Genomic DNA, 14,685 nt, shown 5'->3' with positions numbered 1-14,685 from the left:
GCGCCCGACTCCTTACACTCCGCGCCGCCATGACCGCATCACCGGACTATTGCCACCAGATCGAGGCCCTGCGCCCGGCGCTGCTGAAGTACGCGCGCCTGCAGCTGCGCAACCCGGCCTGGGCGGAGGACGCGGTCTCCGACACACTGCTCGCCGCCCTGGAAAAGCCGCAGGCCTTCGCGGGCAACAGCCAGCTCAAGACCTGGCTCATCGGCATCCTCAGGCACAAGCTCATCGACCAGATCCGCAAGAACAGTCGCGAGATGTCGACGGCGGCCAGCAGTGACGACGACGAGGACCTTGAAGACCTGCTGTTCTCGAGCAACGGCCACTGGCGCGAGGGGCAGCACGACTGGGGCAACCCGGAGGATGCGCTGCGCCAGGTCGACTTCATGCTGGTGCTGGAAGCCTGTGTCGACAAGCTGCCGGGCCAGCAGGGCCGGCTCTTCATGATGAGGGAGTGGCTGGAACTGGAGTCCGACGAGATCTGTAAGGAACTGTCGATCACGCCGACCAATCTCTGGGTCATGCTGCATCGGGCCCGGCTCAGACTTCGGGAATGCCTGCAGCTGGGATGGTTCGGCGGCGCGGCCGCTGGAGGCGTGACTTGATCAAATTGATGATGACCTGCCGGGAAGCCACGCACATCACGCTGCAGGCTGAGGATCGCCCCATGCCACTGGCCGAGCGGCTGTCGGCGCGCCTGCACCAGCGTGTCTGCACCAACTGCCGGCGGTTTGCCCGCCAGGTGGCGCTGATGCGTCAGGCCAGCAGGCGCTGGCGGCAATACACCCAAGAGTGATCAGGCGACGGGCGCGCCTTCATCCGGACCGGCCAAGGCAAGCGATTCATCGCCCTGCAGCGCAACTGCCGCCGCCAGCCTGACCGCGTCGATCTGCGCGGCCAGGCCCATGCTGGGCAATGCACTCTGGGCGCGAGCCGCCTGCTCGGGCAGCGCGGGCAAATGGATGAAACCGCTCCTCAATCCGCGGCCGGCCAGCCGGTGCTGCAGCTCGAAGAACAACTGATTGCACACGAAAGCGCCCGCCGTCAGCGACAGCCCCGCAGGGTGGCCGGCCGCCCGCAGCGCGTTGCGCATGGCCTTGACCGGTAGTGTCGAGAAGTAGGCCGCCGGGGCGTCGGCCCGCACCGGCATGTCGTGCGGACGCTCGCCGGCGTTGTCGGCGATGCGGGCATCGATGAGGTTGACCGCCACGCGTTCGATGGAAATCTCCGCGCGGCCGATCGCCTGGCCGAGGGCGATGACGAGATCGGGCTTCAGCACGGCAAGCGCTTCGGCCAGTGCTTCGGGCGCCCCGCCGAATGTCGTCGGCAGGCAGCGCGCATGCACGACGGCGTCGGCGATGACCTGGCCGTGCAGCGAGCGCGCCACCTCCCAGGAGGGATTGATGGCTTCGCCGCCGAAGGGCTCGAAGCCGGTGAGCAGGATGTTCATCGCGCCATTCTCCTCAACCTGGCCCGGGCTCGCTACAAGAGGGTGCCGCCCATCAGCCGCGTTCGCACCGTGTTTTTCCAGGGCAGCCGGCCCGCCGCCGCCCTCCATAATCGTCTGCACTCATACAGCGCCAGCCCATGACCGACCCGTCTCAGCCCCTGCCCTGGCCCCACGGCGATGCCGACTCACCCGCCGCCGCCACGGGGGCGCCGGCCTCGGGCTTCCTGTGGCCCTGCCCGCCCTATGCCGCCTACCCCCAGCCGCAGGTTCAACGTGCGGCCGAGGCCTGCGAGATCCTCGGCCTGAACAACAGCCGCAGCGTCGGCCAGCTGCTGCAGATGGATGCTGGCGACCGCATGGTGCGGATCAATGTGCCGCCGGCGCGCAACAGCATGCCGCTGAAGTTCAGCCAGTTCCGCGCCATCAAGCTGCAGCGTGTGGTGAGCGTGCCGCCGCGCGACGCCAGCGACGTCAACTCCGTCCTCAGCGTCGACCAGCGCCCGCGCAGCGACTTCCGCATCGTCTTCAACGGCGGTGACGAACTCAAGGGCGTGACCATCGGTCACCATCACGACCACCTCGGCCTCTTCCTGTTCCCGCCGCTGTCCGACAGTGACGACTCGGTGCGCCGGGTCTTCGTGCCGCGCGAGGTGCTGACGCATTTCGAGATCGGCGAGCGCCTGGGCGACATGCTGCTCAAGGACGCCCTCGTCACACCCGAGCAGCTCAACGCCGCCGCGGCCGAGCAGACGGACCTGCGCCAGCGCCGCGTCGGCGACATCCTCGTCAACCAGCACATCGTCACTGCCGAGCAACTGCTGCTGGCCATCGAGCAGCAGGCCAAGATGCCCATGGTGCGCATCGGCGAGGCGCTGCTGGCGCTGGAACTGGTCTCGGCCGAGCAGCTGGAGCAGGCCCTGGTGCAGCAGCGCGACGACCGCTCAGTACCGCTGGGTGAACTGCTGGTGCGCAGGAACGTCATCAGCCGCGCCCAGCTGCAGTCGGCGCTGGCACGCAAGATGGGCTATCCGGTCGTCGACGTCGAGAACTTCGCCATCGAGCCCGACGCGGTGCGCAAGCTGCCGCATGCGGTGGCCAAGCGGCTGGAAGTGCTGCCGCTGGTGCTGCGTGACGGCCGCCTGGTCGTCGCCATGGAAGACCCGACGCGGCGCGACGCCCTCGACGAGGTCGAGTTCATCACCCAGCTCAAGGTCGTGCCGACGCTGACCAAGCTCGGCACGCTGCAGTTCGCCATCCCACTGGCCTTCGACCGCTACGGCGCCGAGTCGCTGCCGCGCGGCACGCCCGACCCCCTGCCCGACTTCACGCCCGACTTCGCGCTGGACAGCTCCAACAAGCTCATCGAAAGCCTGGAGCGCGACAGCAGCGAGCGAGCGACCAAGGACGAAGACGCCGCCATCGAGCAGAGCGACAACTCGCTGGTGCGCCTGATCAATTCCATGATCATCGAGGCGCACGGCCAGGGCGTGTCCGACATCCACATCGAGACCTACCCGGGCCGCGACAAGCTCAAGATCCGCTTCCGCCGCGACGGCGTGCTGCAGCCCTACCTGGAGCTGCCCCACACCTACCGCAACGCCATGATCGCGCGCATCAAGATCATGTGCGACCTCGACATCTCCGAGCGCCGCAAGCCTCAGGACGGCAAGATCAACTTCGCCAAGTACTCGGCCCAGCACAAGCTGGAGTTGCGCGTGGCCACCATCCCAACCAGCAACGGCCTGGAAGACGTCGTCATGCGCCTGCTGGCCAGCAGCAAGCCCATGCCACTGGAGCGCATCGGCCTGTCGCCGGCCAATCTCGCCGGGCTGCAGGCGGCGGTGGCCCGGCCCTACGGCATGGTGCTGTGCGTGGGCCCCACCGGCTCGGGCAAGACGACGACGCTGCACTCGGCGCTGAGCCACATCAACACGCCCGAGCGCAAGATCTGGACGGCCGAGGACCCGGTGGAAATCACCCAGGCCGGCCTGCGCCAGGTGCAGGTGAATCCCAAGATCGAGTGGACCTTCGCCAAGGCCCTGCGCGCCTTCCTGCGTGCCGACCCCCACGTCATCAAGGTCGGCGAAATCCGCGACCAGGAGACGGCAGAGATCGCCGTCGAGGCGTCGCTCACCGGCCACCTGGTGCTGTCCACGCTGCACACCAACAGTGCGCCCGAGACCATCACGCGCCTGCTCGACATGGGCATGGACCCGTTCAACTTCGCCGACTCGCTGCTGGCCGTGCTGGCCCAGCGCCTGGTGCGCCGGTCTTGCAGCGCCTGCCAGACGGCCGAGCCCCTGACCGAGCCCGAACTCGGTGAGCTCCTGGATGACTATCTGCACGTTTTCCCGGCCGATGTGCGCCCTTCCAAGCTCGCGCTGATGGCCGACTGGATCAAGAATCACGGCCGCCAGGGGCGACTGATGAAGTTCACCAGCCCCGGCTGCCCCGCCTGCGGCAACAGCGGCTTCAAGGGTCGCGCCGGCCTGCACGAGTTGCTCAGCGTGTCCAAGAACATCCGCCGCATGATCCAGACCGGTGCCCGCGCCGAGGAACTGCAGCACGCCGCGCTGGCCGAGGGCATGCGTTCGCTGCGCCAGGACGGCATCGTCAAGGTGCTGCAGGGCCTGACCACCATCGCCGAAGTCCACGCCACAAGTAACGCATGACCGAAGCCGACACTGCCGCCGCCGCCCCCCGCCCCAAGCTGCGTCTGGGCGACGTCCTCGTCGAGCAGCAGCTCATCTCGGCCGAGCAGCTCAAGCAGGCGCTGGAGCTGCAGCGCGCCACCGGCAAGAAGCTGGGCCGCCTTCTCATCGAGGCCAACCTCATCACCGAGGAGGCGCTCGCCCACGTGCTGGCCCGCCAGCTGCGCGCGCCCTTCGTCAACCTCAAGACCTTTCCGCTCAAGACCGAGCTGGTGCGCCTGCTGCCCGAGACCCCCGCGCGGCGCTTCCGCGCCCTGGTGCTGGAGGAGCGCGGCGACACGCTGCTGGTGGCCATGGCCGACCCGCTGGACCTGTTCGGCTTTGACGAGCTGGCCAAGATCCTCAAGCGCCGGCTGGCCATGGCGGTCGTTGCCGAGAGCCAGCTGCCTGCGGTCTTCGACAAGCATTACCGTCGCAGCGACGAGATCTCCGGTCTGGCCAAGGCGCTCGAGAAGGACATCGGCGACGCCGTCGACTTCGGCGCCCTGCAGGCCAGCGTCGGCCAGGAAGGCGCACCGGTCGTGCGCCTGCTGCAGAGCGTGTTCGAGGACGCCACGCGCGCCGGCGCGTCGGACGTGCACATCGAGCCCCAGGAAGGCGAGCTGCTGATCCGCAACCGCGTCGACGGCATCCTGCAAACGCTGACGCAGGCCGACAAGCGCATTGCGCCGGCCCTGGCCCAACGCCTGAAGCTGATGGCCGGCCTGGACATTTCCGAGAAGCGCCTGCCCCAGGACGGCCGCTTCACGCTGCGCCTGTCGGACCGCACACTGGACGTGCGTCTTTCCACCATGCCCAGCCAGTACGGCGAATCCGTCGTCATGCGCCTGCTGGGCCAGGGCTCGGCGCTGCGGCGGCTGGGCGACATCGGCATGCCCGACGACATGCTCAAGCGCTTCCGCGAGCTGCTCGGCCGCGACTCCGGCATGATCCTCGTGACCGGCCCGACCGGCTCGGGCAAGACCTCCACGCTCTATGCCGCGCTGGCCGAGATCGACGCCGAGCAGCAGAAGATCATCACGGTGGAAGACCCGGTCGAGTACCGCCTGCCGGGGCTGACCCAGGTGCAGGTCAACGACAAGATCGAGCTGGACTTCGCCCGTGTGCTGCGCGCCGCGCTGCGCCAGGACCCCGACGTCATCCTGGTCGGCGAAATGCGTGACGCCGAGACCGCCGAGATCGGCCTGCGCGCCGCCATCACCGGCCACCTGCTGCTGAGCACCCTGCACACCAAGGACACCGTCTCCACGCCCTTCCGCCTGCTCGACATGGGCGCGCCGCCCTTCATGGTGGCCACCTCGCTGCAGGCCGTGCTGGCCCAGCGCCTGCTGCGCGGCGTGTGCAAGCACTGCGCCGAACCACACCTGGCCTCGCCGCAGGAGCAGGCCTGGATCAACGAGGTGCAGGCCCAGAGTGGCGAGACGGAGCCTGTGAAAAGCGTCAAGGGCCGCGGCTGCGCCGAGTGCAACGGCACGGGCTCGCAGGGCCGGCGCGGCGTGTACGAGATGCTGGAGCTGGACCCCGACATGGCCCTGGCCATCCAGCGCAGCGATGCCGGCGCCTTCCTGACCGCGGCCCGCCGTGCGCTCAAGGGCAAGACGCTCGCCGACCGCAGCCTGGCCCTGGTGCGCGAGGGCAAGACCTCGCTGGCCGAAGCCGTGCGGATCAGCGTGGTGGCTGAATAGCCGGTGCGACTTCGCGCAAATGCCAATGCAACCCCAGAGGCACGGAGACACAGAGGAGATCCATGAGTCCTTCTTCTCCGTGCCTCTGTGCCTCTGTGGTTGCAATTCAAGTGCCACGAGGCACCACCGTGGACTGCTGACGTGAACTTCGCCTTCAAGGGCCGCAACGGCCGCGGCGAACTGGTCGAAGGCATCGTCGATGCCGCCAGCAGCGACGCCGTCGCAGCCCAGTTGATGTCGGGCGGCGTCGTGCCGGTCAGCATCGAGGCCACGACCGAGGCCGTCAGCGTCGCTGGCGGCAGCAACTGGCTGGAAGCCCTGCTCGCCAGGTCCATCACCATGGACGACACCCTGGTGCTGACGCGCCAGATGTACACCCTGCAGAAGGCCGGCGTGCCCATCCTGCGCTCGCTGGCCGGCCTGGAGGCGTCGACCACCCACCCCGCCATCGTCAGCCTGCTGCAGGACGTGCGCGCCAGCCTCGACCAGGGCCGCGAGCTGGCCACCGCCTTCGCCCGCCACCCCACCGTCTTCAGCCCCTTCTTCATCGCCATGACCCGCGTCGGCGAGCTGACGGGCAAGCTGACCGAGGTGTTCCAGCGCCTGGCCGAGCACCTCGAGTTCGAGATCGACATCCGCGCCCGCATCAAGCAGGCGCTGCGCTATCCCATCATGGTCATGCTGGCCATGGGCATCGCGCTGGTCGTCATCAACCTCTTCGTGCTGCCGAAGTTCGCCGACGTCTTCGCCCACTTCAAGACCGAGCTGCCGCTGATGACGCGCATCCTGCTTGGCTTCTCGACCTGGACGGTGAAGTGGTGGCCGCTGGTGCTCGCCGCCGGCATCGGGTCTGCGCTGGCCTGGCGCAACTGGATCGCCACGCCGGGCGGCCGCTACACCTGGGACCGCTTCAAGCTGCGCCTGCCCATTGCCGGCAACATCGTGCTCAAGGCCACGCTGGCCCGCTTTGCGCGCAGCTTTGCGCTGGCCAGCAGCTCGGGTGTGCCCATCAGCCAGGCCATGACGGTGGTGGCGCAGACGGTCGACAACGCCTACATCGGCGCACGCATCGAGCAGATGCGCGACGGCGTGGAGCGGGGCGAAAGCATCTCGCGCTGCGCCACCGCCACCGGCGTGTTCACGCCCATCGTGCTGCAGATGATCGCGGTGGGCGAGGAGACCGGTGAGCTCGACACGCTGATGACCGAGATCGCCCAGATGTACGAGCGCGAGACCGACTACGCCATCAAGGGCCTGTCGGCGGCCATCGAACCCATCCTGCTGGCCATCATCGGTGCGCTGGTGCTGGTGCTGGCGCTGGGCGTTTTCCTGCCGCTGTGGAACCTGGGCCAGGCGACGCAGGGCCGTTGACCCCGGCCGGCGTGTGAAGCTTGCAACGGATAGCACACGCAAGTCGTCACGCCCGCGCAACCCGTGCGCTTTTCACTCCTTGTGGCCGCGGGGCTGGCCGATAGTGCCGGCATCCCGGACCAGAGCGCTGTGAGCGCAGGAAGACCTCCATGAACAAGTCTCAGCAAGCTGGCTTCACCCTGATCGAACTGGTGATGGTCATCGTCATCCTCGGCGTGCTGGCCGCGGTCGCGCTGCCCAAGTTCGTCGATGTCGATGAAGATGCCAAGCAGGCCGCCGTCAACGGCGTCGCAGGTGCGCTGAGCTCGGCGTCGGCGATCAACTACGCCAGCCGCAAGGCCAAGGGTGAGTCGGGTAGCGCTTCGACCAACAAGACCGTCGTGGTGGCCAAGTGCTCCGACGTCGTCGGTGCCCTCCAAGCGCCGCTGCCCACCGGCTTCAGCGTCACGACGGACAGCCCCGCTGGCCCCGACGTCACCGTATCGACCTGCGTGCTGACGGGTAACAGCAAGACGGCCAACTTCACCGTCACCGGCACCAACCTCTGATGCTCCTGACCCCGCGCACCGTCGCGGGCTTCACGCTGATCGAGCTCATCCTCGTCATCGTGATCACAGCCGCCCTGGCGGTGTTCGCCCTTCCCAAGGTGGTGGACACGACGCTGTGGCGGCTGCGTACCTTTGGCGACGATTTCCAGTCGCGCCACCAGGCCATGCTGAGGCTGGCGCTGCAGCAGCGCCGGCCCATCGTCGCCACCATCACCGGCAGCGGCATCAACTGGGCCTACGCGGGCGGCGCCCTGATCGACACCCTGCCCTGCCCGGCCACCGAGAGCCCCTGCATCGCCGAGGGCGGCAGCCGCAGCGTCACCTTCAACAGCGCCAACAGCGGCGCGACCGCCACCGGCACGGGTGCTGCCATGACCGTCACCGTGGCCTATGGCAGCTACAGCCAGGCCTACCGCATCGAAGCGGATACGGGCCTGATCTACCCGACACCTTGAGGCTTTGACCATGGGTGGCCCGGCTAGCATTTCGCCCATGTACGCCATGCGCCGCGGGCTGCGCGTGCGCGGCCTGACCCTGATCGAGCTGCTGCTCTTCGTCGTCGTCGTCGGCATCGCCCTGAGCGCCATGCTCAAGGTCTTCGTCACCGCCACGGCCGCCAGCGCCGACCCCATGATCCGCCGCCAGCAGCTCGCCATCGCCGAGTCCCTGCTGCGCGAGGTGATGCTGATGCCCTTCACCTGGTGCGACCCCAACGATCCCAATGTCGAGACGGCCACCGGCACCGGCGACTGCAGCTCGGTGGAGGTCAGCGGCCCCGAGGCTGGGCAGACCCGCTACAACGCCGCCAACCCCTTCAACAACGTCAACGACTACGCCGGCTTCTCGATGAGCGGCATCCGCGACATCACGAACACGGCCGTCGCCGGGCTGGGTGGCTACGGCGCCTCGGTGGCCGTGGCGGCGGCAGCGTTAGACAGCATCGGCGCGGGCGGCGAGGCCCTCAAGATCACCGTCACCGTCACCGCGCCCGGCGGCGACGTCATCAGCCTGCAAGGCTGGCGAACGCGCTTTGCCCCCACGGCAGCGGATTGAGATGCGGGCTGAGCGCGGCTTCACGTTGATCGAGTCGGTGATGGTCATTGCCATCACGGGCGTGGTCATCACCGTCGTGTCGGTCTTCATCGTGCCGGCCACCACGGCCTATTTCGCCAGTGCCGCGCGTGCCCAGCTCGGCGACCAGGCCGACACCGCCCTGCGCCGCATCGCCCGCGACCTCAGCCTGGCCCTGCCCAACAGCGCCCGGGTGTCGGCCAGCGCGCTCAGCCTGGAGCTGATCCCGGTCAGCGGCGCGGCGCGTTATGCGAACGAGTCGGGCGACACCCTGATGTTCGGTGCCGCAGACGCCAGCTTCGACATCGTCGGCCCGCCGCTCAGGCTCAGCCGCGCCAGCCAGCAACTGGCCTGGTACAACCTCGGCGCCGGCATCCCCGACGCCGACGCCTACACGCTCGGCAACGTCCGCACGGCCAACAATGCGGCGGGCAATGCCAGCAGCATCGGCATCGGCGGCGCACCCTTGCCCAATGCGCTGCAGGCGCCACCCTTCCGCGTCTACGCCATCGAGCCGCCGGTCAGCTATCGCTGCGACCTGAGCGCCGGGACCCTGACCCGCTACACCGGCTATGGCTTCAACGCCGCGCAACCCGACCCGCCCGCGGGCGGCAGCAGCGCCGTGCTGGCGCGCAAGGTGTCGGCCTGCAGGTTCGGCTACGACCCCGCTGCCGTCGCGGCCCGCTACGCACTCGTCAGCGTCCAGCTCACGCTGACGGACCAGGGCGAAAGCGTGACCCTGCACCATGCCGTCCACGTGGACAACTTGCCATGACGCGCCCAGCACGCGGGCACCGTGGCTTCACGATGATGTCCATGCTCTTCATCCTGGTGGCCCTGGCCGCCATGGGCGCGGCGCTGGCCTCGCTGAGCCAGCGCCAGCAGCTCGGCTCGGCCGGCGAGCTGGCCGCAGCCAAGGCCTACCAGGCGGCGCTGGCCGGCCTCGAATGGGGCAGCTACCAGATCCGGCGCGGCCCCACGCCGCAGCCGGCCTGCTTCGCCACCAAGAGCATTGCCCTGCCCGACCAGCTGACGGGCTTCACCGTGACGGTCAGCTGCGCCCGCACGCCAGGCGCCGGCACCGCTGTAGACGGCAGCCAACAGCTGTCGTTTTATGTCTTGCAGGCCACCGCCTGCAACATCAGCAGCGCCGGCGCCTGCCCCAACGGTGGGACCAACCAGCCCGCCTATGCCGAGCGTCAACTCAGCCGCACCCTCTCCATCACGACATGCACACCGCCCGCTGTCTCCTGCTGATTGGCCTCGCTTTGCTGTGCGGCCTGGCCAAGGCCGCGTCCAGCTACACCTTCCGCAGCGACAGCTTTGCCTGGGAAAGCGCTGCCACCGCGCTCAGCTGGGACCGCAGCTGCACCGGCTACCCCGGCGATGACGACAAGGCCACCATCAGCTTCACAGGGGGTTTCAAGTTCACCTTCGCCGGCACGGCCTACACCTCGGCGCGCGTGCTGACGAACGGCGGCCTGCAGTTCGGCACCGACACGGGCTTCTTTCGAACCTTCACCAACACCACCTTGCCCGCCGCTGCAGCCGCGGCAAGAAGTGGCTGTGCGGCAGGGCCCACCACCAACGTCATCCTGGCCTACTGGACCGACCTGGACCCCAGCCGCGCCGGCAGCGGCGGCGTCAGCTGGGAGCAAAAGGGCACCGCACCGAACCGTTATGTCGTGGTTTCCTGGAACGGCGTCTACCAGTACAACACCAGCACGCCCTACACCTTCCAGATCATCCTGTACGAAAACGGCGAGTTCAAATTCCAGTACGGAAACGCCAATGCCACCGGCTCGCGGGCCACCATCGGCGTGCAGGTCAGCGCCAGCGATTACACGCAGTACTCCTACAACAGCGGCTACAACGCCAACGGCAGCGCCATCCGCTGGTTTGTCCCCAACGGCACGCCCACGCGCCGGGCCGAGTACCGCTTTGATGAATTCAGCTACAGCGGCCGGGTCGGCGAGGTCGTTGACAGCACCACCAACAGCAACCACGGCGTGGGAGTGGGCTCGGCGACGACGGTGGCCGGCGGCTACGTCTGCCGCGGCCTGAGCATTCCCGCCGACACGAGCAGCGCCAGCCAGGCCATCGACACTCTGCTGGACGTCAATTCCGCCCTCGGCGATGCGGGCGCCGTGACCTTCTGGTATGCCGCCAACACGGCCTGGAACAACTCTGCGGCCATGCTGCTGGACGCGACGACATCGGCCAGCCGGCCCTTCTTCCTGGTGCGCCAGAGCGATGGTTCTCTGCGCGCGACGCTCAGCGATGGCAACGGCGTCGTGCTCTCGGCCGTTACCGGCGCGCAGGCGGTCACCGCGGGCAGCTGGAGGCATATTGCCGTCAGCTGGCGCCTGGCCGCCGGCAGCGGGCAGAGCAGCCTGCGCATCTACATCAACGGCGTGCAGGTCGGCGCCGCCAGCGGCACGACGACCGGCAGCCTGGACAACAGCATCGGCAGCCTCTTCATCGGCGACAACCGCAGCACCGCCATCCCGACCAATGGCAGCAACCGCTCGGCCAACGGCACGCTGGACGAGATGCGGGTCTACAACTACGAAATCAGTGCGCTGGAGCTGACGGCCGACATGGCGCCCACCCATGCCTGCCCGCCGCCGCTGGACCATGTCGAGGCGGTGCCGGCCGCCACGGCCGGCAGCACCTGCGCGGCCACGGCCGTCATCGTGCGGGCCTGCAGCGATGCCGCCTGCAACACCGTCATGACCGGCTATGCCGGCACCGTCAACCTCAGCACATCCAGCGGCCGTGGCGACTGGTCCAAGGGTTCCGGCCCGACGCCCCTGGGCACACTGACCCCGGGCACCGGCAACAGTGGCAACGCAAGCTACACCTTCGTGGCCACCGACCAGGGCGTGGCCCGGCTGCAGCTCACGCACAGCCTGGCCCAGGCCGTGCGGCTCACCGCGGTGGACAGCATCACGCCGGGCACGACCAGCACGTCTGCCGCCATCCAGTTCAACGACAACGCCTTCGTGTGGACCGAGGACCTGGCCGGCAGGATCGCCGGCAGCAACATCGTCGTTGCCGGCCGCCCGCACGACCTGCAGGTCTCGCTCATCAAGAAGGACCCGGCCACCGGCAGCTGCGGCATCGCCACGGACTTCAGCGGCACGCGCAACATGAAGCTCTGGCGCACCGACAGCGGCGGCCCCTGGGCGGCGCCCGGCATCGCCAGCCCGGCGCTGGCCCTGCCGGCCAGCCGCCCGGCCAGCAACAACCTCGCCCTGGCCTTCACGGCGGGCGTGGCCACGCTCAACCTGACCACGACCGACATCGGCAAATACACGCTCAACCTCGATGACGACTCCCTGACCTATGCCAGCACGACGATCAGCGGCGGCATCGGCGACCTGGTCGTGCGGCCTTTTGCCATCGTCGTCAGCGGCCTGACACTGGCGGGCACCGGCAACCCCGGCCTGGGCAACCCGGCCGATGCCGTCTTCGGCAAGGCCGGCGCGCCCTTCTCGGCCACCGTGGGCGCCTACCGCTGGGCGGCGGCGGCCGACAGCGGCAGCGACGGCGTGCCCGACGCTGCAGCGACGCTGGCCCAGGTCAGCGCGGGCGGCCTCACCGCGAGCTTCAACAGCAGCGTCAACCTGTTGCCCCTGGCGCTGTCGCAAACGCCCGTACCGGCCAGCGGCGGCGTGCTGGGCAACCTGAGCAACGGTGTCATCAGCGGCTTCTCAGGCGGCACGGTCACCGTCAACAACCTGGCCTACAGCGAGGTCGGCAGCTTCCAGCTCAACACCACGGCGGTCGTCGGCAACTTCCTGTCCAGCGGCCTGGCGCTGGACGCGGTCGTCTTCAATGCCAGCGGCGCGCAGCAAAGCCGCATCGGGCGTTTCATCCCCGCCGGCTTCGTCGCCAGCGCCTTTGCGGCCACCCACCGCAGCGCGCTGGCCTGCACGCCGGCCTCGACCTACAGCTACCTCGGCGAAGACATTGGCATCGCCTTTACGCTGACGGCCCAGAACGCGGCCGGCGCAACGACGCAGAACTACAGCGGCAGCTTCGCCAAGCTCGTCGCCTCGACACCGGCCAATCTCAACCTGGCGGGCATCTCGGGCACCACGATGTTCAAGCCGGCGCAGTACACCGTCGGCAATGGCGCCGGCACCTGGAGTGCGGGCGTGGCCAATGTCAGCTTCACGCTCAACATGCTGCGCGGCAACGCGCCTGTGGGCCCCTTCGACAACGCCCGGTTCGGCATCGCACCGGTGGACGGTGACAACGTCACCATGCTGGCCTTGAACCTCGACACCGATGCCCCCGCCAACGTTGCCGACCGCGCCCTGCTCGGGCAAATCCCCCTGCGCTATGGTCGGCTGCGCCTACAGAATGGCATGAGCGCCGCCAACCGGCGGCTGATCCTGCCGCTGATGGCCCAGTACTGGGACAGCGGCAGCACCACCTTCAAGATCAACGACCTGGATGCCTGTACCCGCGTGACCTCAGCCAACCTGAGCTTCGGCAACTTCCGCAAGACGCTCACCGCCGCCGACGCGGTCATGAATCCCAACACAGTCACCGTCAACCCCGCGGGCAGCAGCTTCATCACGCTGTCGGCACCGGGCGGCAACCGTGTGGGAAGCATGGATATCGCCATCGCCTTGGGCACTGGCGCCAGCCCGACCGACCAGTCCTGCCTCAAGACTGCCAGCAACTGGACGGCGGCAACACCGGCCACGACCGGCGCCAACCTGGCCGCCCTGCGCGGTGCCTGGTGCGGCAACGCCGCCACCAGCGACCCTGGCGCGCGCGCCACCTGGGGCCTCTATCGCGGCAGCGACGGCATCGTCTTCCAGCGAGAGAACTACTGATGCGTTTTCCCTGGTCCCCCCGCCGCAGCGGCCAGCGCCTGCTGCTGCGCCGCGTCGGCAGCCAGCATGCCTTCGTGCTGACCGACGGCCCACCTGACGATGACGAGCCCGTGCGGCTGCTGCGCTGGGGCCTGCTCGCCGAGGCAAGACCTGTCCCCGCGGGCGACGCCATCGCCCTGCTCGACCCGGCCGACTACCAGATCCTCAAGGTCGACACACCCAATGTGCCGCAAGAGGAACTCAAGGCCGCCGCCCGCTGGCAGATCAAGGAGATGGTGGATGTCGATGTGGCCGAGCTGACGCTGGACGTGATGCATGTCGGCGGCGACGTCGAGCGCGCCCAGCGCCAGCTCTTCGTCATCGCCGCGCGCAACAGCGCGATCAAGGCGCTGACGACGGGTGCGGTCGGCATCAGCGACCAGATCAGCGTCGTCGACGTCTGGGAGACGGCGCTGCGCAATCTGCTGGCCCGGCAGGCCCGCGCCGACGACCTGGCCGCGCGCGCCTGCGCGGCCGTATTCATTGACGCGCGCCACTGCCTGCTGATCGTCTGTGCCGGTGACGAACTGTTCTACACGCGTCGCCTCGAGGGCGACGCCGGCCTGCTCGCCCGTGCCCGCGGCGAGCAAAGCGAGGCGGCCTCCGCCGAGATGCCGCTGGGCTTCGAGTACCAGCCCGGTGGCGCCTTCGATGCACCCGGCACGCAGGAGTCGCCGCTGGTCGTCGAGCTGCAGCGCTCCATCGATGTGTGGGAGCGCAGCTGGCCCGAGCTGCCGCTGGCGCGGCTCTATGTCATCACCGCCGAGCACGGCCCCGAGGTCGCCACGCTGATCCAGCGCGAGCTGGGCCAGCGCACCGTCGCGCTGGATGCGCTGGCCGCCTTTGCCGCCGAGGCGCCGCCGCCCGAGGGCCCGGCGGGCGAAGCGCTCGCCGCCTGCCTGCCGCTGCTGGGCGCCGCACTGCGCACCGACGTCCGGAAGAAGCTCTGAT

Annotated in this window: 13 protein-coding genes; 12 read left to right on the top strand and 1 reads right to left on the bottom strand. The window is 68.7% G+C overall.

Going from position 1 to position 14,685, the window contains the following annotated elements:
• The first annotated feature begins 29 nt into the window (after window positions 1–29).
• A complete protein-coding gene (locus tag ACT6S0_RS08245) occupies window positions 30–611 on the top strand; it encodes a sigma-70 family RNA polymerase sigma factor (RefSeq protein ID WP_444763415.1) in 582 nt (193 codons plus the stop codon).
• Window positions 608–802: a zf-HC2 domain-containing protein gene (locus ACT6S0_RS08240; RefSeq protein ID WP_444763414.1), complete on the top strand. Its 195-nt coding sequence runs from the start codon at window positions 608–610 to the stop codon at window positions 800–802. Before ACT6S0_RS08245 ends, ACT6S0_RS08240 begins: the two co-directional genes overlap by 4 nt.
• Here ACT6S0_RS08240 and pcp read toward each other — a convergent pair whose 3' ends face one another.
• The gene (gene pcp, locus ACT6S0_RS08235) at window positions 803–1,456 is read right to left on the bottom strand and encodes a pyroglutamyl-peptidase I (protein ID WP_444763413.1); all 654 of its coding nucleotides are present in this window, start codon (window positions 1,454–1,456) and stop codon (window positions 803–805) included.
• Between the two features lie 137 nt (window positions 1,457–1,593).
• Between pcp and ACT6S0_RS08230 the strand changes: the two genes are divergently transcribed.
• The 10 genes from ACT6S0_RS08230 to ACT6S0_RS08185 all read left to right on the top strand — a co-directional run bounded on the left by ACT6S0_RS08230 (window position 1,594) and on the right by ACT6S0_RS08185 (window position 14,684).
• Window positions 1,594–4,128 carry an ATPase, T2SS/T4P/T4SS family gene (locus ACT6S0_RS08230; protein WP_444763412.1) on the top strand — a complete coding sequence of 845 codons (2,535 nt, stop codon included), beginning with the start codon at window positions 1,594–1,596 and terminating at the stop codon, window positions 4,126–4,128.
• Complete coding sequence (locus ACT6S0_RS08225) at window positions 4,125–5,852, top strand: GspE/PulE family protein (RefSeq protein WP_444763411.1); 1,728 nt, start codon at window positions 4,125–4,127, stop codon at window positions 5,850–5,852. The genes ACT6S0_RS08230 and ACT6S0_RS08225 overlap by 4 nt, the downstream gene beginning before the upstream one ends.
• A gap of 141 nt (window positions 5,853–5,993) precedes the next feature.
• Window positions 5,994–7,223 carry a type II secretion system F family protein gene (locus tag ACT6S0_RS08220; RefSeq protein ID WP_444763410.1) on the top strand — a complete coding sequence of 410 codons (1,230 nt, stop codon included), beginning with the start codon at window positions 5,994–5,996 and terminating at the stop codon, window positions 7,221–7,223.
• Window positions 7,224–7,372: 149 nt separating this feature from the next.
• Window positions 7,373–7,771 carry a type II secretion system protein gene (locus ACT6S0_RS08215; RefSeq protein ID WP_444763409.1) on the top strand — a complete coding sequence of 133 codons (399 nt, stop codon included), beginning with the start codon at window positions 7,373–7,375 and terminating at the stop codon, window positions 7,769–7,771.
• Window positions 7,771–8,226 (top strand): pilus assembly FimT family protein, encoded by a 456-nt coding sequence (locus ACT6S0_RS08210; RefSeq protein ID WP_444763408.1) that lies wholly within the window; start codon window positions 7,771–7,773, stop codon window positions 8,224–8,226. The genes ACT6S0_RS08215 and ACT6S0_RS08210 overlap by 1 nt, the downstream gene beginning before the upstream one ends.
• A gap of 37 nt (window positions 8,227–8,263) precedes the next feature.
• The gene (locus ACT6S0_RS08205) at window positions 8,264–8,824 is read left to right on the top strand and encodes a type IV pilus modification PilV family protein (RefSeq protein WP_444763407.1); all 561 of its coding nucleotides are present in this window, start codon (window positions 8,264–8,266) and stop codon (window positions 8,822–8,824) included.
• A 1-nt stretch (window position 8,825) separates the two neighbouring features.
• Window positions 8,826–9,617: a type II secretion system protein gene (locus ACT6S0_RS08200; protein ID WP_444763406.1), complete on the top strand. Its 792-nt coding sequence runs from the start codon at window positions 8,826–8,828 to the stop codon at window positions 9,615–9,617.
• Entirely contained in the window at window positions 9,614–10,099 is a 486-nt protein-coding gene (locus tag ACT6S0_RS08195) for an agglutinin biogenesis protein MshP (protein WP_444763405.1), read from the top strand. Before ACT6S0_RS08200 ends, ACT6S0_RS08195 begins: the two co-directional genes overlap by 4 nt.
• Window positions 10,072–13,695, top strand: coding sequence for a DUF6701 domain-containing protein (locus ACT6S0_RS08190; RefSeq protein ID WP_444763404.1), 3,624 nt, complete (start codon window positions 10,072–10,074; stop codon window positions 13,693–13,695). The genes ACT6S0_RS08195 and ACT6S0_RS08190 overlap by 28 nt, the downstream gene beginning before the upstream one ends.
• On the top strand, window positions 13,695–14,684 hold the full coding sequence (locus tag ACT6S0_RS08185; protein WP_444763403.1) for a hypothetical protein: 990 nt from the start codon (window positions 13,695–13,697) through the stop codon (window positions 14,682–14,684). Before ACT6S0_RS08190 ends, ACT6S0_RS08185 begins: the two co-directional genes overlap by 1 nt.
• Window position 14,685: the final 1 nt, after the last annotated feature.

Source organism: Roseateles sp., from assembly GCF_052436255.1.
Taxonomy (GTDB): domain Bacteria; phylum Pseudomonadota; class Gammaproteobacteria; order Burkholderiales; family Burkholderiaceae_C; genus Pelomonas.
The sequence above is the reverse complement of the archived record's forward strand: the minus strand, read 5'-3'. Positions and strand labels throughout refer to the sequence as shown.

What these genes read in the sequence shown, in the direction of transcription:
- ACT6S0_RS08245 (WP_444763415.1), top strand. Translation starts at nt 30, where the DNA reads ATGACCGCATCACCGGACTATTGCCACCAGATCGAGGCCCTGCGCCCG.
- pcp (WP_444763413.1), bottom strand. Translation starts at nt 1,456, where the DNA reads ATGAACATCCTGCTCACCGGCTTCGAGCCCTTCGGCGGCGAAGCCATC.
- ACT6S0_RS08230 (WP_444763412.1), top strand. Translation starts at nt 1,594, where the DNA reads ATGACCGACCCGTCTCAGCCCCTGCCCTGGCCCCACGGCGATGCCGAC.
- ACT6S0_RS08225 (WP_444763411.1), top strand. Translation starts at nt 4,125, where the DNA reads ATGACCGAAGCCGACACTGCCGCCGCCGCCCCCCGCCCCAAGCTGCGT.
- ACT6S0_RS08215 (WP_444763409.1), top strand. Translation starts at nt 7,373, where the DNA reads ATGAACAAGTCTCAGCAAGCTGGCTTCACCCTGATCGAACTGGTGATG.
- ACT6S0_RS08210 (WP_444763408.1), top strand. Translation starts at nt 7,771, where the DNA reads ATGCTCCTGACCCCGCGCACCGTCGCGGGCTTCACGCTGATCGAGCTC.
- ACT6S0_RS08205 (WP_444763407.1), top strand. Translation starts at nt 8,264, where the DNA reads ATGTACGCCATGCGCCGCGGGCTGCGCGTGCGCGGCCTGACCCTGATC.
- ACT6S0_RS08200 (WP_444763406.1), top strand. Translation starts at nt 8,826, where the DNA reads ATGCGGGCTGAGCGCGGCTTCACGTTGATCGAGTCGGTGATGGTCATT.
- ACT6S0_RS08195 (WP_444763405.1), top strand. Translation starts at nt 9,614, where the DNA reads ATGACGCGCCCAGCACGCGGGCACCGTGGCTTCACGATGATGTCCATG.
- ACT6S0_RS08190 (WP_444763404.1), top strand. Translation starts at nt 10,072, where the DNA reads ATGCACACCGCCCGCTGTCTCCTGCTGATTGGCCTCGCTTTGCTGTGC.
- ACT6S0_RS08185 (WP_444763403.1), top strand. Translation starts at nt 13,695, where the DNA reads ATGCGTTTTCCCTGGTCCCCCCGCCGCAGCGGCCAGCGCCTGCTGCTG.